Here is a 22287-nt window from a genome sequence, read left to right as displayed (position 1 = left end):
AACTCTAGTTGGATGTTATGGTGTTTAATAGCAAAGGTAATTATAACATAAAATGCTAGTACCGTTACCTGTGTTTGATATTACCATTTCGATTAATCAACAAAAATATCTTTTATCTAGACCGTAAACAAACTCAGCAATCATTAAGCTCTTGATTTGCTAATTTAAGCAGTGAAGAGCAGGGGAATGTGTCCTTATGGGGAGTGAAAATGATGCACAAGAGCATGTATAGATGCTTAATTTACCCTTATCTGGAGCAAAGGGGAGGCATAAAGGGTACGTTTATACCGTATAGGGAGTGAAGAGGAGGCATAAGGGTACGTTTTGCAGGGGAAGTATATCTGCAATTGGGGTTTCACATACTGGAAAAATTATTCTCTTATACATGACTGATAATTTCTTAAAACAAGCTAATATTTTCTTAAATATCTGCATTAATCTCTCAAAGCAGAGCGATAATTTATCAAAAAGCCACTATAATTGCGTCCTCTTCCAATTATCAGGGAAATACCATCTCTTTGGAATGAAGTTTTCCGCGAATAACTAAAAAAAGCGGACCCTGATAAAGGATCCGCCATCTGATTATAGTTCTTGCAAAATATTTTTCAAGACTCCTGCTAAGTCGTCTTTTTGCACTTCTTGCATTTCGCCGTTTTTACGGACTTTCACTTCGACGATTCCTTCGCTTGCTTTCTTGCCGACTGTAACCCTTACAGGTAAACCAATCAAGTCTGAATCCGCGAATTTGACTCCAGGTCTTTCCTGACGATCATCAAGAAGTACTTCCATTCCTGCAGCCTGCAGGCTGGAGTATAACTCTTGTGCTAATTCTGCCTGGGCGCTGTCCTTCATGTTCACTGCAATAAGATGGACATCGAACGGTGAGATATTGGTTGGCCATACGAGGCCGTTTTCATCATTGAATTGTTCTGCTACTGCAGCCATTGTACGGGAAACACCAATTCCGTAGCAGCCCATGATCATTGGCTTTGTTCTTCCATTCTCATCAAGAATCTCTGCATTCATTGCCTCACTGTATCTCGTGCCAAGCTTGAATACATGTCCTACCTCAATGCCTTTGGCGAAAACAATTGTTCCCTGGCCATCCGGAGATGGATCTCCCTCTTGAATGAAGCGCAGGTCGGTAAAGGCTGCAACCTTGAAGTCACGTTCAGGATTAACATTTGTATAATGATAATCTTCTTCATTTGCTCCGCAGACACCATTTACGATAGCCTGTATAGCATTGTCAGCGATTACCTCGACACTTTCTACTCCGACCGGTCCTAATGAGCCTACTGAGCAGCCAAGAACCTCTCTTGTTGTCGCTGTGTCGGCAAGCTCAACAACAGAAGCCTCAAAGTAATTTTTCAATTTGATATCGTTCACATCATGGTCACCCCGGACTAAAACAAGGACATAGCGATCATCCACTTTGAAAAGGAGAGACTTGATGCAATCTTTTGCTTCAACATTAAGGAAGGAAGATACTTCATCGATTGTCTTCTTGTTTTCAGTGTGTACTTTTTCAAGTTCCTTAACTGGTTCGCTGCTCTTCTCATAAACAGCTGTTACTGGTGCCATTTCAATATTCGCTGCAAATTCAGATGTATCGGAATAGGCAATTGTATCTTCTCCGATATCTGAAAGGACCATGAATTCATGTGTATCCTTTCCTCCCATTGCTCCTGAATCGGCAATAACTGCACGGAAGTTCAATCCACAGCGTCTGAATACGTTCGAATAAGCCTGGAAAATACGCTCATACACCTCATCAAGACTCTCTTGTGTTGCATGGAAGGAGTAGGCATCCTTCATGATGAATTCACGGCCGCGTAATAGTCCGAATCTTGGACGTTTTTCATCACGGAATTTAGTCTGGATCTGATAAAGTGTCAGTGGAAGACGCTTATAAGATTTCACTTCATCACGCACAAGGCTTGTGATCACCTCTTCATGTGTCGCGCCAAGCGCAAACTCCCGGTCATGCCTGTCCTTTAGTCTCATAAGTTCTGGGCCATAGGAATACCAGCGGCCAGATTCCTGCCATAGTTCAGCTTGCTGCAGCGCTGGCATGAATAGCTCAGCTGCACCTGCGTTATTCATTTCTTCCCTGATGATGGCCTCTACTTTTTGCAGGACCTTGCGCCCTAAAGGCATGTATGTATAAACACCGCTCGCGGTTTGGCGGATGAATCCAGCTCTGAGCAAAAGCTGATGGCTTTTGACTTCTGCATCTGATGGTACTTCTCTTAAAGTAGGAATAAGCGACATACTTTGCTTCATTGATTAACACCTCATTAGGATAAGTTCATGTTTTTAAAAATTTTCCTGCCCGATGGAGACCGGGCAGGAAGTTATATGTTACAGGAAGAATCTTTGAATATCATTCCAGGTAACCACCAGCATCAGCAGCATTAACAAAGCGAAGCCGATGAAGTGGACCATTCCTTCTTTTTGCTTATCGATTGGCTTGCCTCTCAGCGCTTCCACTGCAAAGAAGGTCAGCCTGCCGCCATCCAGTGCCGGGAATGGAAGCAGGTTCATGATTCCCAGGTTGATACTCAGGATTGCCGCCCATTTCATTAGATAGAAGATGCCGGATTTAGCAACCGTGTCAGTTGAGACATAAATACCCACAGGTCCCGATAAGGCATCGATTGAGAATTGGCCGGTCAGCAATTTCCCTAGCATGCTGAAAATTTCTTTTGTCCAGAAGTAAGTTTCCTTCACACCATAGGATATCGATTTCAATGGCGACTTTTCTACCGGGCTGTAGACGCCGATCAATCCGATTTTTTCCCCTTCAACATCCTTTACTTCAGGTGTAACAGGCATCTCAATGTTTTGTCCTTCACGAACAATTGAGAAATCCAATTCATTCCCAGGATTCTTGCGGATGATTTCAACCACATCCTGCCAGCTTGATACCTCTGAGCCTTCAATGCTGTTAATGACGTCACCCTCTTGCAGACCTGCCTTAAGGGCACTGCCATCCGGGGTCAACTTTCCTAAAATGGGTTCGTTAGACGGGATCCCCTGAAAAATGGCCAGGATGATGAAAATAACCATTGCAAGGAGGAAGTTCATCATTGGTCCAGCAAAGATAGCCATCGTACGCTGCCCAAGCGTTTTTGATCCGAACTGTCTGTCAAATGGAGCAATTTGTGTTTCTACTCCATTCTCTACAAGCACCGCTGATTTACTGATAGGGAAAGAGGCCAGCTGGCTGTCATCCTCCCCTTCTTCATAACCTTTAATATAAAGGTCGCGTTCGATATCGGCTCTTTCCACTTCGATAATTCTTGCGTCTGGATACTTTTCCTTATTATTCAGAATGATTTTATGAACTTCTTCACTGTTATTAAAAAGCAAACCTACTCTATGCCCTGGCTTGATCTCAATCATTTCCGGATCTTCGCCAGCCATTCTGACAAACCCGCCGATAGGCAGGAGGCGGATGGTATAAGTCGTTTCATTTTTCTTGAATGAAAAGACTTTTGGACCGAATCCAATTGCAAATTCACGGCAGAGGATCCCTGCACGTTTGGCGAAAATCAAGTGCCCAAGTTCATGGAAGAACACAAGGGCGCCAAAAATGACGATAAAGGCAATAACTGTATTCAAATTTTCTAACCACCTTTTAATAGGATAAGAATCCACTATAGAGACTTAAATTATAGTAGTGACTTTACATACCTTCTTGTCTCTTTGTCAACCTCTTGAATCGTTTCAAGGTCAGGTCCTTCTATGATGTTATGGTTTTCCATTGCTTTCTCTATCAAGTCTTCAATTTGGAGGAAAGTGATTCTGTCATCCAAAAAGGCGGCTACTGCTGCTTCATTAGCGGCATTCATGACCGCCGGCAAAGTGCCGCCCGCCCGGCCAGCATCATAAGCAAACTTCAGGCAGCGAAAACGGTTAAAGTCCATTTCCGAAAAGTGGAGCTGCCCAATTTCCGCCAGGTTCAATCTTTTCCCCGATACTAACGGCAGCCTGTCTGGATATGTAAGGGCGTATTGAATGGGCACTTTCATATCTGGTGTTCCCAGTTGAGCCATAATACTTGTGTCATGGAACTCTACCATCGAATGAATGATGCTCTCACGATGGAGAAGCACAGATATATCGTCATAAGGAAGTGAGAAAAGCCAATGAGCTTCAATGACTTCCAGACCCTTATTCATCATCGTAGCGGAATCGATCGTGATTTTTGCTCCCATCGACCAGTTTGGATGGTTCAATGCATCTGCTTTCGTCACACCTTGCAGTTCATCTCTTTTCCGGTCTCTGAAGCTTCCGCCTGATGCCGTTAGGATCAATCTCTCGATATTTTTTTCCCTTTCGCCTTGCAAGGCCTGAAAAATCGCCGAATGCTCGCTGTCAACAGGAAGGATCGGCACATTATGGCGTTTTGCCTCAGCCATAACAATATGGCCTGCGGTTACAAGCGTTTCCTTATTGGCAATCGCAATCGTTTTTCCTGATTTAATTGCCTCCAATGTCGGCCCTAAACCAACACTTCCGAGTACTGCATTCACAAGAATATCTGCCTTTTGAAAAACGGCTACTTCTTCGAGGCCTTCTTGTCCAAATACAATCTTCATCTGTGGAAACTCTGATTTTAGCTTTTCAGCATCGTCTTTCTCCTGTACAGAAACAAGTTCTGGCAAAAATTCAGATATGATTTTCCTGGTAAGTTCCATGTTCCTGCCAGAAGACATCGATACTAGCTTGAACTCTTCAGGATGCTCCCTGATTACATCGAGAGTTTGGATCCCAATTGATCCTGTTGCTCCCAACAAGCTGATTCTTTTCACAAATTTCACTCCTAATATCTCCAACGGGAAACGGTGCACCCGGTATTATCAAAATTAATTGGTTGCTGTCTCTTTTTCACCGTGAAAATCAAGACATTATAACAAATGGAACAGATGGATTAATGGCCAGACAAACAGCAAGCTGTCAAAGCGGTCAAGCATGCCTCCGTGGCCTGGAAGGATATTGCCTGAGTCCTTCACATTGTAATGTCGCTTCAGAGCTGACTCAACAAGATCACCAATCTGGCCAAATACTGATAAAAAGGCTGTCGCTATCAGCAGTATCAGTGTCGGGGTCTTCATATCACCAAACAAACTGAACAGTGCAGCAACAATGAGTGCAGATACTACACCGCCAAAGAAGCCTTCTGTTGTCTTGTTAGGACTGATTTCAGGCCATAGCTTATTTTTGCCAATTGCACGTCCGATAAAATAGGCTCCTGAATCGGTTGCCCATATAATGAATAGTGAGTAAAACACATAGATCAGACTTTCTTCCCTTGTTTCAATGAAGAAATAAAAACCGAGCCCGACATAAAGTGTTGACAGGATTGAAAAGCCAACATCCTCAAAAGTGAAGCGATTCTTTGTTATGACAGTATACGTCAGAAATAAAAGCACTCCAAGGAAGAAAAGCTCTAGTTTTGTATAATTTAATTCATCAACGAGATTGCTGTATTGTTCAGGAATAAGGAAAATCCATAATAACAGCAATGAAAGAATTCCCGGAACGGAAAGAAGCTTTATATGCTTCATCTTCAATGCTTCGTACAATGCTACGGATGCTATAAGATACACCATTGCGATAAATGGCAAGCCTCCGAAAATAACGATTGGAAGAAAAACAGCTGCTGCTATGACTGCTGTAATGATTCTTTGCTTCATCTATTAATTCACACCTTTTTTATACTCCTCCAAAACGCCGCTGCCGGCCCTGGAATGCTTCAATTGCTTCGACAAAGTGTTCTTCATTGAAGTCCGGCCACAAAACATCAGTAAACCAGAACTCCGTGTATGCTAGCTGCCAAAGCATAAAATTGCTTAAGCGGATTTCTCCACTTGTCCGGATCAACAAGTCGGGGTCATCCAGATCTTTTGTCATCAAGTAAGATGAAAAGACTTCTTCAGTTAACTCACTTTCTGACATCTTTCCATTTTTTACATCATCCATGACTCTTTTGACTCCATCAATGATTTCTGCGCGGCTTCCATAGTTAAGGGCAAAATTCAATACAAGACCTGTATTATCCTTCGTGTCTTCCATTGCTTTTCCGACAGCCCTTTTGGTATGCTCAGGAAGTTTATCCATATAACCAATCATTTCGACACGGACATTTTCTTCGATCAATTCAGGGAGGAAGGTGCCTAGGAATTCTTCAGGCAGCTTCATCAGGAAATCAACTTCCATTTTCGGCCTTTTCCAGTTTTCAGTAGAAAAAGCATAAACAGTTAGCGTTTTGACACCAAGCTCGTTGGCCAGCTTGGTTATTTTGCGGACAACCTTCATGCCTTCATGATGGCCAGCAACCCGGGGCAAAGCACGCTTTTTAGCCCAGCGTCCGTTACCATCCATAATAATGGCAACATGAGAAGGAACTTCGTGATCTTTAATTTGAAGTATGCGATCTCGGAAACTGGCAGGATTTTGATCCTTCTTCCACGGATTCATTTTATTTAACATTGTGACAGCTCCCCCAAAAGATTATCTTTAGCTCCAATGAGTCATTGATCCCGGCTGACTGTACCAGGGATCGGTTTGGCGCTGAAGCTGGACTGCTCATTAAAAGCGATAGAGTAATCCTTTTCTTCTCTCTTTCAATTCCATATGCCACTATCATACCAAAAAAGAAAAAAGATATCTCTATAAACGGATGGTCTCACATGAATATTCTACAATTCCAGCCTGCCCCTGAACAGAAGGAGCCTTATATACAGATTATGTGGTTCGGAAGTAAAACAGAATAATACAGCCAATATTATTATATTCTATCATTCATGGTGTTTTCGTAAACTTATTGTTTTTATATCTTTTAGTTCACCGGTATATGTATAGAGAAAAAACCCCCTGGAAAACAGAGGGTTTTCGATGTTGCTGCAAAGGCAGTGATTACACTTCCATAATTTCTTTTTCTTTGTCTTTTGTAATTTGATCGACTTTAGCGATATGATCGTCTGTAAGCTTTTGGATATCATCTGAATATCCACGAAGGTCATCTTCTGTGATTTCCCCATTCTTTTCAAGCTTTTTAAGATCTTCGTTTCCATCGCGGCGAATATTGCGGATAGCGATTTTTGCTTCTTCAGCTTCCTTTTTAACCAGCTTTGCAAGTTCCTTGCGTCGCTCCTCCGTCAGCTGTGGAATTGCGATCCTTATGATTGATCCATCATTTGAAGGGTTCAAACCAAGATCAGATTTAAGGATTGCTTTTTCGATTTCACCAAGGATTGACTTATCATATGGCTGGATGACCAAAAGACGAGCTTCAGGAACTGAGATACCAGCAAGTTGATTGACTGGAGTTGGCGCTCCATAGTAGTCGACCTGGATTCTGTCTAATAGAGATGCGCTAGCCCTCCCTGCTCGGATGCTCGCAAGTTCGCGAGTGTAAGCTTGGATCGCTTTTGACATTCTTTCTTTTGCGTTAGCAATGGCTTGTTTTGGCATTAGTTTTTCCCCCTCACTGTTGTTCCGATTGTTTCGCCCATAACGGCTCGTTTAATGTTACCTTTTTCCATGATTGAGAATACAATCAACGGGATATCATTGTCCATACACAAGGATGAAGCTGTTGAGTCCATGACAGCCAGACCTTCCTTGAGCACATCCAGGTATGAAAGTTCTTCATATTTAGTTGCGTTCTTGTCAACTCGAGGATCAGCTGAGTATACGCCATCTACGTTATTCTTAGCCATAAGGATCACATCTGCTTCGATCTCAGCAGCGCGCAAGGCAGCTGTTGTGTCCGTTGAGAAGTACGGATTTCCTGTTCCTGCTGCAAAAATGACCACGCGCTTTTTCTCCAGGTGCCTGATTGCCCTTCTTCTTATGTATGGCTCCGCTACCTGACGCATTTCGATGGAAGTTTGAACCCTTGTCTCGATTCCCGCCTGTTCAAGGCTGTCTTGCAATGACAGGGAATTCATGACGGTAGCGAGCATGCCCATATAGTCTGCCGTCGCTCTGTCCATTCCCATTTCTTCACCGATTTTGCCTCTCCAGATGTTTCCTCCGCCTACTACAACAGCGACCTCGACATCCAGTTCAGCAATCTCCTTCACCTGGTCTGCAACATTTTTGATTACCGACGGATTGATGCCAAATCCTTGTTCTCCGGCTAATGCTTCTCCACTTAACTTTAAAACAACTCTTTTGTATTTAGGGCTCGTCATAGGGTACCTCCATATGTAATTTCAGGCTTACTCCAGCATACTTGCTGACAGTATAGCCTATTTAAAGCTATGTCCAAAAACAGGGAACACTGGAGTGTTCCCTGCAATTACATAGGCTAGTAAAAATTATTTCTTGTTAACTTGGTTCATTACTTCTTCAGCAAAGTTATCTTCACGCTTTTCGATGCCTTCGCCTACTTCGTAACGAGTGAACCCGCGAAGTGTTGCGCCTTTTGATTCAACGAACTGGCGTACTTTTTGGTCAGGATTCTTAACGAATGCCTGGTCAAGAACACATACATCTTCAAAATATTTGCTTAGGCGGCCTTCAACCATTTTAGCAACGATATTTTCAGGCTTGCCTTCGTTAAGAGCTTGCTGTGTAAGGATTTGACGCTCGTGTTCAACTTCTTCCTGAGAAACTTCATCACGAGAAACATATTTAGGATTCAATGCAGCGATGTGCATGGAAACGTCTTTAGCAGCTGCTTCGTCTGTAGTTCCTTCAAGAACAGATAGTACGCCAATGCGGCCGCCCATGTGAAGGTAAGCACCGAATGCATCGCTGTCAGTTTTAGTTTTCACTTCAAAGCGGCGAAGGGAAAGCTTCTCACCGATTTTAGCGATTGCATTGTTGATGCGAGTTTCAACAGTTTCGCCATTTTCCATTGTTTGAGCGTTAGCTTCTTCAACAGATGCAGGCTTGTTCTTAAGAAGGTGCTCAGCGATTTCCTTAACAAGAACCTGGAAGCCTTCGTTCTTTGCTACGAAGTCTGTCTCAGAGTTCACTTCAAGGATTACAGCTTCATTTCCTTCTGCAAGGATGTAAGTTGTACCTTCAGCAGCGATACGGTCAGCTTTTTTCGCAGCTTTAGCGATTCCTTTTTCACGTAGGAAATCGATCGCCTGGTCCATATCACCATTTGTTTCCTGAAGTGCTTTTTTGCAATCCATCATACCCGCGCCAGTTTTTTCGCGCAATTCTTTAACCATTTGTGCAGTAATTGCCATAATGAAATTCCTCCTAAAATCTCGGTTATATGTAACTATACTTTATTTTAACTTGATTTCGCCAATATAAACCCAACCTGAAGCTATATCGAATATAAGTCTTAAAAAAAGGTGATAAAGGGTGCTTCCCTATATCACCTTATTTTAAATTAAGCTTCTACAGCTTCTGTAGTTTCTTCGCCTTGCTTAGCTTCGATAATAGCATCAGCCATTTTAGATGTAAGCAATTTAACAGCGCGGATCGCGTCGTCGTTCGCAGGGATAACTACGTCGATTTCGTCTGGATCACAGTTTGTATCAACAATTCCTACGATAGGAATGTTCAATTTGCGTGCTTCAGCAACAGCGATGCGCTCTTTGCGTGGGTCAATGATGAATAGAGCATCAGGAAGGCCCTTCATGTCCTTGATTCCGCCTAAGAACTTTTCTAAACGCTCTTGTTCTTTCTTCAATTGAACTACTTCTTTCTTAGGAAGCACTTCAAATGTGCCATCTTCAGACATTCTTTCAATGTCCTTAAGGCGAGCGATACGCTTTTGGATTGTTTCAAAGTTTGTTAATGTGCCACCCAACCAGCGTTGGTTCACATAGTACATACCAGAACGAGCTGCTTCTTCTTTAACAGAATCTTGAGCTTGTTTCTTAGTACCTACGAAAAGAACAGTACCGCCGTTAACAGCTAGTTCCTTCACATAGTTGTACGCTTCTTCAACCTTCTTAACAGTCTTTTGAAGGTCGATGATGTAGATGCCGTTACGCTCAGTGAAGATGTATTTCTTCATCTTAGGGTTCCAACGGCGAGTCTGGTGACCGAAGTGTACACCAGCTTCAAGCAGTTGCTTCATAGAAATTACTGACATTGTGTTTCCTCCTAATGGTTTTGATTTCCTCCGTCCATCTCATCTTCAGCCAGGAACTGCCTTTGCAGCACCATCTGGCCAAATCAATGAACGTGTGTATTAACACCATGAGATAATATAGCATAAATAAAACTGACATTCAAGCTATTCTTGCGTATTTTGCCGAAATTTAAGTAAAAGTTCTATTTCTGTTTTCCCTTTATCCAATTTCCTGGCAATTTCTTCAATCGTCATCCCTTGATTTTTCATATGAAGAACCTGATCAAAAAGACTTGATTGTATAAATTCTTCTTTATCCTCCTCTGGAACTACTTCAGTCAACTCGACACCAGTATCAGGTACAGATGAGGTTTGTTCCCTATTTTGCTGATAAGCCTTCCTGGCAGCGTGGTAGGAAATACCTTTGCCTAGCCGCTGTTGAATATCATTGCTATTATCAGCATCTGATTCCGGCTTTTCAACTGCTGTTTTGATTCGAACGTCTTTTTTTTCAGAGGCGTCAGCAGCGGCCATTTTAATTGAAGGTTGCTCCTGAGTATTGGTTTCAGCCATCAATTGAATAAATTTATCATTTTCTTCTTTCAATTCAAAAAGGTAAGCTGAAAAGATCTCTTCAATTTCCTTGATGATTTTGTCCTGCTTTTTTTCAGCTTCTACAAGCCGGTTCTGCCGTAAATATAATAGGATGATTGCGAAGATTGCTGCACCGTTTAATATGAGGCTTAAGAGTAGTAGAAAAGTGGTCATAACATCCCTCTATCCGCTGTAATCAATCACCTTCCCTTTATAAGGGTGGTGTGGCTGATCGGGTTGATCATTCTTGTCTTTTGGATCTCGCCGGCCATTTTGCTGCTGCTTTCCTGATGGGCTGCCCTCCTGATTGAGGCGGGCTTCCTGCTTTTGATTATTTTTAACCACGGCCTTGCGCTTTAAATCATCTTCCTTTGTCACACTTTGTGCCGCATGCTCCTGAAGATGCTGTCCCCGCTGCTGAAGTTGTTCCTGAATCTTGCCGGCATCATGTGTCCTCGGAAGCGCAATCTGCATTTCGATTGCTTTGAGGCTCATCATGTCACTTCCTAACTAGTGGTTTTCTTTTTCAACAATCGGTTGTATCGAAATTTCACTATTTTCAAGATGAAAACCAACTTTCTTATAAAGCTGGTTGGTCAGGAACGCATACTTCCCGAAAAATACCTTTGTATTTGGGAACACTCTATCAAAAACAAATAAGGATGAGTATAATCTGTCCTGCTTCTCATGTTGCAGAAACTCTAATTCTGCGAGTAATTCCGATAAACCAGCTTCAACGTTCCGTCTTGTATTTCTCTGTTTTAAAATCATTTGCTGCTGTTCAGCCGCAAGTCCTCCTGACCGGTTGCCGATCTCGGCCAGCTTCACTTCAATTTCAGTAAGTTTTCTGATATTGTCTTTTGCTGTTTCGATGGATTGGATAGTTTCAAGTTCCGCTTTTTCAAGCAAAGGATCCCAGCCAACAGCTAATTCCGTTTTTGTAAAAAGCTCATTGCCTAATTCCTTGACGAAAATATTGCGGCCAGCAGAGATGACTCCCCCAATGATCGTGCCTGTTCGGCAATCCACATTTCCAGAAGCCGTCACTTTACTATGCAATATCGATGACTTCACAATAATGTCCTGAGCTGATTTTACGTTAGCCTGGTTAAGATAATTCGCCAGCACACTGCCTCCAGCAGTAACCTTCCCCTTCATTGCCCCGGCCACGCCGCCTTTAATGATGATGTTCCCTTCTGCTTGGAGATTGGCCGCTTCTACGAGACCATCGACTATGATGTCCCCGCCAGCTTTCAGCTCATACCCGCTTGGCACATTCCCTTTGATAGAGATATTCCCGACAAAATCAATATTGCCAATTTTTAGATCCAGATCCCCTTTGACCTCGAATACTGGATTGACTGAGATTGCCTTTTCTGTGATGCTGACCTGTCCATCGCATGTTGCAAAGAACTTCGCCGATTCGAACAAGACATTTTTCCCGGGTTTTACCCTGAGGGGACGGCCTGGCTTTGCCGGTATGATCCTCCCAGTGACATCTGTCCCGTGGGCTCCATTCGTGGGCGAGACTACAGATGCCAACAACTGTCCTTTTCTCACTGAGGGAATTTGCAGTACAGAACGAAAGTTAAAGACTTTATGGTCGTGAGGACTGCTATGGTGGAGTTCGTTACGCAGATATGCATCAGCACCATCCACTTTTGGCTCTCCGACAGCAATGGTGACTGGATACTCGAATGAAAAAGGATTCTCAGAGATTTGAGCTAACACATCCGTTTTAACACCAAACACAATTTTTTCTGCTTTCAGAATTGAAAATAATTCGTCTGCGGAAAAAGCCAACTCTTTATTCGTGAAATCCAGAATCAAATCAGCAGTAAGCCTGTCATGGGATAACTTCACCTTATACTCCGTCGCCAAAGTTGATCTCCTGCCTTCTGTTAGGCTGTCTCCAGCCATTTTCTCAGTTTAAAAATCGCTTTAGAATGGATCTGCGAAATTCTTGAGGTTGATAGATTCATGACTTGGCCAATCTCCGTCAGCGTCAATTCTTCTTTATAAAATAAACTAAGTACGAGTTGCTCTTTCTCATTCAACTTTGAGACTTTTTCAGCGATTTCTTCCAGCATTTCTGACTTTAAAAGTTTATCTTCAGGAATTTCAGCTTTTTCATCCTTGATCACGAATGACTGGTTATCGCGATCGTCATTTTCAATGGGATGTTCATCTATGGATAATACATTCGCAAAAAAATGTTCATTTATTGTTGTGTAAATTTCTGTTTCATCCATATTCAGTTCACTGGCAATTTCTTCGATGGTCGCATTGCGCATATATCTCTGCTCTAGTCTCTCGATGGCCGCATCAATCTTCTTTGCTTTTTCTCTAGTACTTCTTGGCAGCCAGTCTTCCTTTCTTAGTCCGTCCAATATTGCTCCCCGGATCCGGAAAGAAGAATATGTATCGAATTTCAAATCCCTGTTTGGATCGAATTTTTCCAGAGCATCATATAAACCAATCATGCCAAGACTTCTTAAATCATCTCTAGACACACTTTTCGGAAGACTCACTGAGATTCTTTGCACATGGTAGGAAACAAGTGGCATATATTTTTTTATCAGTAAATTACCTGCATCCGGATCACGGAACTGTACCCATTTATCCCATGTTACCTGTTCTTCCGATGTGGATCCTCGCACCATTGTCATCCTCCTCACGCGCATCACGCATTATTCATGGAAGCTAATTACAATTCAACATGAATTTATATTTCACTATTCCCTTTATTAACAGTCCTGATTTGCATCAAACCGGTTTTTGGGTCAAACTCGATTGTCCTTCCGCTATTACCTCCTACATCCGAGGATATAACGGGGATCCTGAGCTCCCTCAATTCCTGTAAAACAGCCTCTACATTCCTTGGTCCAATTCTCATCATGTCACTGCTTCCGGAAAATTGGAACATTTGAGCACCACCGGCAAGCTTGGCTTTTATTCCCGATGGCCTTGCACCTGCTCTAATCAATGCCTCTAAAAGTTCCTTAATCGCAGTATTGGCAAATTTCGCTTTGTTCAGCGGTTCTGTCCTTGATAAAGACGAATCAGGCAGCATGATATGCGCCATTCCAGCAATTTCTCTTGTCTGATCATACAATACCACACCAACACATGAGCCTAGGCCAGTGGTTCGAATTAGATCCGGAACTTTAACAATATTCATATCAGCAATTCCAACCTTGATGATTTCTGCTGTTTTATGCATCAACCTTTACTCCTAGTGCAGAAAAAATAGTATGGAATGAATCCGGGTCTGGCAGAAGGAAGAAATGCCCATTCACACTGTCAGGCATTTGAGTATCTTCTTCATCCAGAGCTGTATCGATCACGATTGCATAGTCGCTTACCTGTGACAATTCCAATAGCCCAAAACTGATGACAGCACCTACCATATCAATACTTAACGCGGGTACAGATGGATACAGGCTCAGTTGTGTGAAATCTGAAAGAGACGATAAATATGATCCAGATAATATATTCCCCAGTTCCTGGAGAGCAGACAATGCCAGCTCATTTTCCTGTTCTTCTGCAAACGTGAATGATTGTTTTTTTATAAGCTGGCCAATGTATTTCTCTGCCTGTGGAAGCGGCAGGATGAAAAACATGCTTCCCGGGGCATCCCCCTCGATTCGGAGGAAGACGCTGGCAACCACATTGTCTGCCCCGCCAGCCAGTTCCATCACTTCATCGAACGATACGACCCTTACTCTGGGCACTCTCATATCGATCTTTGTATTCAATAAGGTTGATAATGCCGTTGCAGCATGACCTGCGCCAATATTTCCTACCTCTTTTAAAATATCGAGATGTACGTCCGAAATACTTTTTAAAAAAGTCATAGTTTTATTCCCTTCAATTACAAAGCTATTGCTTCATCGGACTCAAGGATTTTGTTCAAATCTATTAAAATCAATAACCTCTTATCCAGGTTGGCCACTCCGTCAATGAATCCTTCAGCTGCCATGCCAACGACCTCAGGTGGAGGTTCAATCTTGCTTGTTGGGATATCTATGACATCATTTGCTCCATCTACGATCAAACCTACTTCTTTATCTTCTATTGAAACGATAATGACACGAGTTCCTTCGTTGTATGCTTCTTCTTCCATGCCGAATCTGACACGCAAGTCCAAAAGCGGAGTCACTACCCCGCGAAGGTTCATGACACCTTTTACAAAAGGATTCGTATGTGGAACCCTTGTGATATGCATGATTTTTTCAATAGATTTAACCTGGCTTACAGGAACACCGTACTCTTTATCATTCAACTGGAACACGATCACTTTTAAGTCTGAAACCTCGTTTTCAGCCATATTCATCACTCCTAAAATATCATCGTCATTCGTTAAAGCAGGAATCTATTTAATTAAGGCATTGCAATCGACAATCAAAGCTACCTGTCCATCTCCGAGGATTGTAGCTCCAGAAATCGCGAATACATTTGTTAAATAATTTCCCAATGATTTAAGGACTACTTCTTGCTGTCCGATGAATGAGTCTACAACCAAGCCAGCCATTTTATCTCCTTTTCGAACGATAATGACAGAGTGGAATGGATCCACGGCTGGTTCTGAAGGCACCTCGAAGATATCCTTTAAGAACAGCAGCGGTACGACCTTGCCTCTAAAATCAATCACTTTTTGATTATGCGCATTCATGATGTCAGTGTCTTTGATTATTGCCGTCTCAATGATGGAGGACAAAGGAATGGCAAATTTCTCTTTCTGGATTTCGACTAACATAACCGAAATGATTGATAATGTCAGAGGAAGCTGGATTGAGAAAATAGTTCCCTCATTTTCCTTTGAATCAATCGAGATGGAGCCTCCCAAAGATTCGATTGTATTCTTGACAACATCCAAACCTACTCCACGCCCGGAGATATCAGATATTTTCTCCGCGGTAGAGAAGCCAGATGAAAGGATTAATTCATATGCCTGTTTATCAGTGAAGCCTGCAGCAGCTTGTTCGGTGATGATTCCCTTGCTGATGGCCTTCTTCAATACCTTGTCCCTGCTTATTCCAGCGCCATCATCTTCGATCTCAATGAATACATGATTGCCACTGTGGAAGGCACGCAGCACAACAGTACCCTCTTCATTTTTACCTTTGGCCTTACGCTCTTGAGGTGATTCAATCCCATGATCAACTGAATTCCTTAATAAATGCACAAGCGGATCGCCGATTTCGTCAATTACAGTACGATCCAATTCTGTTTCAGCACCAACGATTTCGAGGTTGATTTTCTTGTTTAAATCTCTTGCTAACTGACGAATCATTCTCGGGAAGCGATTGAATACTGTTTCTACCTGGACCATCCGCATATTCAGAATAATATTTTGCAAGTCACCGGATATCCTCGACATTCTTTCGACCGTTTCAGTAAGCTCACCATTATCAAGATCTTTTGAGATTTGCTCCAGTCTGCCGCGGTCAATGACGAGCTCTTCAAATAAATTCATTAGAATATCAAGCCGTTCAATATTTACCCTTATCGTTTTGCTGCTATTATTTTGCTGTTTTGCACTGCCTTTTTTCTCAGCAACCGGGGCTGTCTCTGCTTCAATCGATTGAGTTTTTTCAGAAGAAGTTGAACCAAGTACTTCAGGTGCAGGTGTCTCTGAGTTGGAGAAAACCTCACCATCTGTATCATCGCTCTCTTGATCAAAAACTAATGACTTGATTTCGGTTTTGACAACTTCTGAAACCTTCATGATCTTGGCTTTAATATCCTCGGGATCCTCTTTGGATACAATCGTGATCGAAAATTCCTGGTCAAATTGTTCTTCTTCCAGCTGCTCCACTGATGGGTTTGCTTTGATCACTTCCCCAATCTTCTCCAGTACCTCAAAAACCATATACACTCGTGCAGCTTTCAGTAAGCAATCTTCACGCAGAGCAATTCCAATCTCATATACACCAAATCCCTGTTCTTTGGACTGCTTCAGAACAGTCAGTTCAAATTCATCATAGTGGGATTCCTGATCAGCTTCTAAAACGGCTGAAGCTGCCACCTCTTTATTAGCAGACCCTGACAGCGGTTCTCCCTTTTCAATGAGCTTTAACTTTTCAACTGTTTCCGTTACGTCCTTTTTCCCATCGCCCCCAGCCGCTATCGACTGAACCATATCCTCGAGATGATCAACCGCCATGAAAATCACATCAATTATTTCAGGAGTTGTTGTCAATTTGTTATTGCGAATCGCATCCAGTACATTTTCCATTTGATGGGTAAGGCTTGCTAGATCCTCATACCCCATGGTCGCTGACATCCCTTTAAGAGTATGAGCTGACCTGAAGATTTCATTAATGATTGATACATCCTGTGGATTCTTCTCTAGTTCCAACAATTGTTGATTACAGGCCTGTAAATGTTCTTTACTTTCTTCAATAAAGACTTCAAGATATTGATTCAATTCCATGTGCACAGCACCTCCGGCCTCATATATAATCCATGATTTTTTGCGCGATGTTTTCTACATTCACTACTTCATCAACCAAATTTGTTGCTATTGCTGCTTTTGGCATCCCGAAAACAATTGATGTTTCCTGTGATTCAGCGATCGCTTTAACGATGCCGTTCTTTTTCATTTCTACCAGTCCCTTAGAACCATCTGCTCCCATTCCTGTCATGATGACAGCAATTTTGGAATAGTTCTTGATAGCACTGATTGATTCGAACATCACATCCACGGATGGACGATGTCCATTACGAGGCGGTGATTGGCTAAGCGAAATTGCCAGCGATGAGCCTAAACTCTTGACCATCAAGTGAAATCCGCCTGGTGCTATGTATGCAGTGCCTTTTTGAAGCAGCTCACCATCTTCCGCTTCTTTGACTCTGATTTCACTTAAGGAATCCAGTCGATTGGCAAGCGACTTGGTAAAACCGGGCGGCATATGCTGGACAATGAGCACAGGCACATCCAAACCTTTTGGTAATGAAGATATCACTTGCTGCAACGCTCTCGGTCCCCCGGTAGAAGTTCCTATACAGACAACCTTTTTAGATTGTGTCAATCTCCTTGTTGTTACATAGTCCGCTGGCTGTAGCTTCGTATCAATGGAAATGTCCGTTTGCTTTTTAGCAGTTTTCGAATCTTCTAGAATGCTTATTTTTGTTAAGTTAGCTTTACTTGCCGATAACACTTTTTGAATTAACTCAGATTTGATTTTATGTAAATCTATTGAAATGGATCCTGAAGGCTTTGCCACAAAGTCCACAGCCCCCGCCTGAATCGCCTGAAGAGTCGTCTCTGCACCTTCTTTCGTGGTGCTGGAAAGCATGACAACCGGCAGCGGCTTTTCCTCCATGATCTGCTTTAAGACTTCCAAGCCGTTTAGTTTCGGCATTTCGACATCAAGTGTAATGACATCGGGACGTAATTCCCGCCATTTCTTTATGGCGTCCTCTCCGTTACGTGCCGTGCCAATAACCTCTATCTGCTGGTGTTCTGATAGAAAGTCGTTGATTAGCTTTCGCATGAAAGCTGAATCATCTACGATGAGAACTCTGATTTTTGCCACTCGACCACTACCTTTCGAAAAGGAATTGCTTCAATCTCGCTGTAAAACTCCTGTTATCTCTCTTTTCGGCATTGTAGCTCGCTTTATTGATATATTTTTCGATAATCGCGGCCATTCCTTTAGAAGCTTGTGACCGTTCATTGAACATGGTAAAAGGAATCTGGCGTTTTACTGCTTCCTGGACCGTTTTATCATCCGGGAGCATTCCAAGCTTGATCGGTGTCCTTCCTAAAAACTTACCCAGAACATCGTCCAGCCTTGCCAGCGTTTCATTCCCTTCCTTGACAGACCCAGCCCTGTTGACTACCAAATAGAAAGGCAATTCTGAATCTGAAAGGTGGATGTATTTCATAGTGGCATAGGCGTCCATCAAAGAAGTTGGCTCTGTTGTTGTGATAACGAATATCTCATTCACAGACAGGAGGATTGATAAAGTCTCCTCGTTCAATCCGGCTCCCATATCAAAAATGAGATAATCATACTTTCTTAGAACCTCACTCAAGCTGGAAGTGAAGTACTCGACGCTGGAACGGTCCATCCTGACTAACTGGCTTAAACCTGTTCCGCCTGAAATATACTCGACACCGTGTGGCCCAGGGAAAATAACCTCCTCAATTGATGATTTCCCTGAAAGAAAATCAGCAATGGAGAGTGAAGAACTTTTCCCCATCAAAATCTCGATATTTCCCATACCGATGTCAAGGTCAAACAGCAAGACTTTATAGCCTTTTTTGGCTAGGGAAATCGAAAAATTTAGTGAAAAATTCGATTTCCCGACGCCGCCTTTCCCGCTTACCACTGCCAGAGTTTTCGCTTCCTTAGCCAGAGTGTTCGTTTTAAGTCGGTTCCTTAATTTTTCTGCCTGGTCATTCATAGGTGCTGACTCCAAGAATTGTATTGGCGATCATCTTTGGGTTCGCCTCGATCAAGTCATCCGGGACATCTTGTCCATTGGTCAAATAGGCAATTCCAGTAGAGAATTTTATTGCCATATTGAGCATTGCTCCATTCACAGAAGTTTCATCCAGTTTTGTAAAAATGAATTTATCAATATGAATCAAGGAGAATTGCTTCCTGATTTCTTCCATATCTTTTTGTTTTGCCGTCAATGCAAGGACAAGATAAGTTTCCATATCCTTTCCAAAATCAATAACATTTTTTAAATCGTTAACATACTTTTGATTTCTGAAATTTCGTCCGGCTGTATCGATAAACACAAGATCATAGTCTGAGAAATTATCTGTTGCAGCCCTGAAATCATCCATGTTGTAGCAAACTTCTATTGGGACATCGAGAATTTTCGCATATGTTTTCAACTGCTCGATCGCAGCGATTCGATAGGTGTCTGTTGTAATAAAAGCAACTTTCTTTTGATGCTTCAATACACAATCAGCAGCGATTTTCGCAAGTGTTGTCGTTTTTCCAACTCCTGTAGGGCCAATTACGTTGACAAACTTCTTTTTAAAGGAAACTCCCGCGAAGTTTATAGGTGAGAGCCTTTTTTCGATAGCTGCAACAATCCACTTTTTAATTTCGTCATCATTCGCAGCACCACCACCGATATACCACTTTTCAAGCAAAGCTGCAGTCAATTCGTCAATGATCTCCTGGTCAATTTCTTGATCCCTCAGATGTTGAATTTCCCTGCTTACCGGTCCCGGCAAATTGATGCCTTCGATTTTCCCAGCACCCTTCAACAGTTCCTTCAACTGAGCTATCTCTTTTAAAAGCTCCTCATCAGCTTTTTGAGGTGTTTCTGCTATTGGTTTCAACTGCACAGCAGGTGTATCTTTTTTAGGCGCATCTCCCATTGTCGCAGGGCGAGCAAATTTGGGAGCTTGGTCCACAGCGGCCGGCTTTGCACTTATGTCGGTGTCCGGGTCAATAGCAGCAATAACCTCAATGCTATTTTTCTTAAAAAAACCCATAAATCCTCCTGTTTGGACGACACGGGAATTTAGGATCACTGCATCACTGCCCAGCTCAGCCCTGACGAGTTTCATTGCTTCAGGCATGGATGAAGCAGTATACTTTTTCACTTTCATTCTACGTTCACCACCCCGACACTTTGGACTTCAACATTTGCTTCGAGCTCGTTATATGACAAAACAGGGATTTGCGCGAAATATCTTTCTGTCAACTGGCGTACATACATCCTTACCGCGGGTGAGCAGAGGATTATCGGTGTTTGTTCCATTATGCTCAATTGCTCTACCTGGTTTGCCACCGATTCCAATATCCCCTGAGAAACTGCTGGGTCAAGTGATAAGTAGTTGCCGTGCTCTGTTTGCTGAACACCTTCCGCAATCACCTTTTCCACCCTTCCTGACAATGTAATCACCTTAAGGGTTTCTCCGTTACGCGAATACTGGTTCGTAATTTGCCTTGCAAGTGCCTGGCGAACGTATTCAGCAAGGATGTCAGTATCTGTTGTGACTTTACCGTAATCAGCAAGAGTCTCGAATATGATTGGCAGATTCCTGATGGATACATTTTCCCTAAGGAGCTTGCCGAGTACTTTTTGGATTTCACCAACTGATAAAGGATTAGGAGTCGCTTCCTCCACAAGAATCGGATAGCTTTCGCGAAGGTGATCGATCAGCTGCTTTGTTTCCTGTCTGCCCAGAAGCTCATGTGCATTAGCCTTTATGACTTCAGTTATATGGGTGGAAACAACAGAAGGCGGATCAACAACCGTATAGCCAAAGATTTCTGCCTGCTCTTTCATTTCTTCTGTAATCCATTTAGCAGGCAAACCGAAGCTTGGTTCGATTGTATCGATTCCTTCAATCGAATCATCATCAATCCCAGGACTCATCGCCAGATAATGATCGAGAAGCAATTCTCCCCTGGCCATTTCGTTTCCTTTGATTTTCAGTCTGTATTCATTCGGCTGGAGCTGGATATTGTCTCGGATCCTGACTACCGGAATGACCAGTCCCAGCTCAATGGCCAGCTGTCTTCTGATCATGACGATCCTGTCTAGAAGATCCCCTCCCTGGTTAGCGTCAGCAAGGGGTATCAAACCATATCCGAATTCAAACTCGATTGGATCAACATTTAATAAATTGACAACACTTTCAGGACTCTTCATTTCGTCCATCTGAATGTCTTCTTCCATTTCCTGCAGCTGCTGCGTATCCGGCTCGCGAACACGCGAGAAGGAGTAGCCTCCGAACACCATCAAAGCAGCAAGTGGAATGGTCAGTAAATCCGTGATTGGTGTAAACAGCCCAAGCAAGAATATGGTTCCTCCTGCAACATACAGCATTTTGGGATAAGCCATCAGCTGTGAGGTGATATCAAAGCCAAGATTGCCATCTGACGCAGCTCGTGTAACGACAATGCCTGTGGCTGTAGATATCAATAAGGCCGGAATTTGGCTGACTATACCGTCTCCTACTGTTAAAAGAGAATATCTCTGTGCCGCTTCTCCAATTGCCAGCCCCTGCTGAGTCATTCCAATTACAATGCCAAAAATTAAATTGATCAGGACGATAATAATCCCTGCAATGGCGTCTCCTTTTACAAATTTACTGGCACCGTCCATCGCTCCGTAAAAATCAGACTCTCTGCTTACTTTTTCACGACGTTCGCGAGCCTGCTGCTCAGAAATCATTCCTGCGTTCAAGTCTGCATCAATACTCATTTGTTTTCCAGGCATAGCATCGAGGGTAAAACGGGCTGCAACTTCAGAGACACGCTCAGACCCCTTAGTGATAACGATGAATTGTATGATAATCAAAATAAGGAAGACAACCATCCCTACAACTACATTTCCGCCTACTACGAACGAGCCAAATACCTCAACAACTCCGCCAGCCTCTCCATGTGAAAGGATGGAACGAGTTGTGGAGACATTCAAGCCCAAACGAAACAAAGTTAAAATTAACAGCAAGGAAGGAAAAACAGAAAATTGCAGTGGTTCAGTCATATTCATTGTGTTCAAGAGCACCAGCAGAGCTATTGAGATATTGACCATGATCAATATACTTAAGAGCCAGGATGGAAAAGGAATGATTAACATCGCAACTATTAATATGACACCAAATATGACAGATAAGTCTTTTCCTGACATTGCTATTCTCC

21 protein-coding genes are annotated in these 22287 nt (G+C 42.7%); all 21 read right to left on the bottom strand.

Annotated elements, in window-relative coordinates; all coding sequences use genetic code 11:
- Positions 1 to 582: 582 nt before the first annotated feature.
- A complete protein-coding gene (locus tag RH061_RS08505; protein ID WP_311075357.1) occupies positions 583 to 2286 on the bottom strand; it encodes a proline--tRNA ligase in 1704 nt (567 codons plus the stop codon).
- A gap of 78 nt (positions 2287 to 2364) precedes the next feature.
- Positions 2365 to 3627, bottom strand: a complete 1263-nt coding sequence (rseP, locus tag RH061_RS08500; RefSeq protein ID WP_311075355.1) for an RIP metalloprotease RseP — start codon at positions 3625 to 3627, stop codon at positions 2365 to 2367.
- Positions 3628 to 3677: 50 nt separating this feature from the next.
- On the bottom strand, positions 3678 to 4820 hold the full coding sequence (gene dxr, locus RH061_RS08495) for a 1-deoxy-D-xylulose-5-phosphate reductoisomerase (RefSeq protein ID WP_311075353.1): 1143 nt from the start codon (positions 4818 to 4820) through the stop codon (positions 3678 to 3680).
- 96 nt (positions 4821 to 4916) lie between these two features.
- Entirely contained in the window at positions 4917 to 5705 is a 789-nt protein-coding gene (locus RH061_RS08490) for a phosphatidate cytidylyltransferase (RefSeq protein ID WP_311075352.1), read from the bottom strand.
- A gap of 19 nt (positions 5706 to 5724) precedes the next feature.
- Entirely contained in the window at positions 5725 to 6501 is a 777-nt protein-coding gene (locus RH061_RS08485) for an undecaprenyl pyrophosphate synthase (RefSeq protein ID WP_311075350.1), read from the bottom strand.
- A 426-nt stretch (positions 6502 to 6927) separates the two neighbouring features.
- Positions 6928 to 7485, bottom strand: coding sequence for a ribosome recycling factor (gene frr / locus RH061_RS08480; protein WP_311075349.1), 558 nt, complete (start codon positions 7483 to 7485; stop codon positions 6928 to 6930).
- Positions 7485 to 8210: a UMP kinase gene (gene pyrH / locus RH061_RS08475; RefSeq protein ID WP_167831722.1), complete on the bottom strand. Its 726-nt coding sequence runs from the start codon at positions 8208 to 8210 to the stop codon at positions 7485 to 7487. The genes frr and pyrH overlap by 1 nt, the downstream gene beginning before the upstream one ends.
- A 126-nt stretch (positions 8211 to 8336) precedes the next feature.
- Positions 8337 to 9221, bottom strand: a complete 885-nt coding sequence (gene tsf, locus RH061_RS08470; protein ID WP_311075347.1) for a translation elongation factor Ts — start codon at positions 9219 to 9221, stop codon at positions 8337 to 8339.
- Positions 9222 to 9370: 149 nt separating this feature from the next.
- Positions 9371 to 10081, bottom strand: coding sequence for a 30S ribosomal protein S2 (gene rpsB / locus RH061_RS08465; RefSeq protein WP_311075345.1), 711 nt, complete (start codon positions 10079 to 10081; stop codon positions 9371 to 9373).
- 144 nt (positions 10082 to 10225) lie between these two features.
- Positions 10226 to 10828, bottom strand: coding sequence for a hypothetical protein (locus RH061_RS08460; protein WP_311075344.1), 603 nt, complete (start codon positions 10826 to 10828; stop codon positions 10226 to 10228).
- A gap of 9 nt (positions 10829 to 10837) precedes the next feature.
- Positions 10838 to 11152 (bottom strand): hypothetical protein, encoded by a 315-nt coding sequence (locus tag RH061_RS08455; RefSeq protein WP_311075342.1) that lies wholly within the window; start codon positions 11150 to 11152, stop codon positions 10838 to 10840.
- Positions 11153 to 11164: 12 nt separating this feature from the next.
- Positions 11165 to 12535 carry a flagellar assembly protein A gene (locus RH061_RS08450; RefSeq protein ID WP_311075340.1) on the bottom strand — a complete coding sequence of 457 codons (1371 nt, stop codon included), beginning with the start codon at positions 12533 to 12535 and terminating at the stop codon, positions 11165 to 11167.
- A 20-nt stretch (positions 12536 to 12555) separates the two neighbouring features.
- Positions 12556 to 13317, bottom strand: a complete 762-nt coding sequence (locus RH061_RS08445) for a FliA/WhiG family RNA polymerase sigma factor (protein ID WP_311075338.1) — start codon at positions 13315 to 13317, stop codon at positions 12556 to 12558.
- 62 nt (positions 13318 to 13379) lie between these two features.
- Positions 13380 to 13877 (bottom strand): chemotaxis protein CheD, encoded by a 498-nt coding sequence (locus RH061_RS08440; RefSeq protein ID WP_311075336.1) that lies wholly within the window; start codon positions 13875 to 13877, stop codon positions 13380 to 13382.
- Positions 13870 to 14511 carry a chemotaxis protein CheC gene (locus RH061_RS08435; protein WP_311075334.1) on the bottom strand — a complete coding sequence of 214 codons (642 nt, stop codon included), beginning with the start codon at positions 14509 to 14511 and terminating at the stop codon, positions 13870 to 13872. The genes RH061_RS08440 and RH061_RS08435 overlap by 8 nt, the downstream gene beginning before the upstream one ends.
- A gap of 17 nt (positions 14512 to 14528) precedes the next feature.
- On the bottom strand, positions 14529 to 14984 hold the full coding sequence (locus RH061_RS08430) for a chemotaxis protein CheW (protein WP_311075332.1): 456 nt from the start codon (positions 14982 to 14984) through the stop codon (positions 14529 to 14531).
- A 45-nt stretch (positions 14985 to 15029) separates the two neighbouring features.
- The gene (locus tag RH061_RS08425; RefSeq protein WP_311075330.1) at positions 15030 to 17093 is read right to left on the bottom strand and encodes a chemotaxis protein CheW; all 2064 of its coding nucleotides are present in this window, start codon (positions 17091 to 17093) and stop codon (positions 15030 to 15032) included.
- Positions 17094 to 17112: 19 nt separating this feature from the next.
- Complete coding sequence (locus tag RH061_RS08420; RefSeq protein WP_311075329.1) at positions 17113 to 18198, bottom strand: protein-glutamate methylesterase/protein-glutamine glutaminase; 1086 nt, start codon at positions 18196 to 18198, stop codon at positions 17113 to 17115.
- Between the two features lie 7 nt (positions 18199 to 18205).
- Positions 18206 to 19072 carry a MinD/ParA family protein gene (locus RH061_RS08415; RefSeq protein ID WP_311075327.1) on the bottom strand — a complete coding sequence of 289 codons (867 nt, stop codon included), beginning with the start codon at positions 19070 to 19072 and terminating at the stop codon, positions 18206 to 18208.
- Entirely contained in the window at positions 19065 to 20243 is a 1179-nt protein-coding gene (gene flhF, locus RH061_RS08410) for a flagellar biosynthesis GTPase FlhF (protein ID WP_311075325.1), read from the bottom strand. Before flhF ends, RH061_RS08415 begins: the two co-directional genes overlap by 8 nt.
- Complete coding sequence (gene flhA, locus RH061_RS08405) at positions 20240 to 22276, bottom strand: flagellar biosynthesis protein FlhA (protein WP_311075323.1); 2037 nt, start codon at positions 22274 to 22276, stop codon at positions 20240 to 20242. The genes flhF and flhA overlap by 4 nt, the downstream gene beginning before the upstream one ends.
- Positions 22277 to 22287 lie beyond the last annotated feature (11 nt).

It is taken from the genome of Mesobacillus jeotgali (assembly GCF_031759225.1).
Lineage (GTDB): Bacteria > Bacillota > Bacilli > Bacillales > Cytobacillaceae > Mesobacillus > Mesobacillus jeotgali_B.
This window is presented reverse-complemented; position numbering and strand designations above follow the sequence as displayed.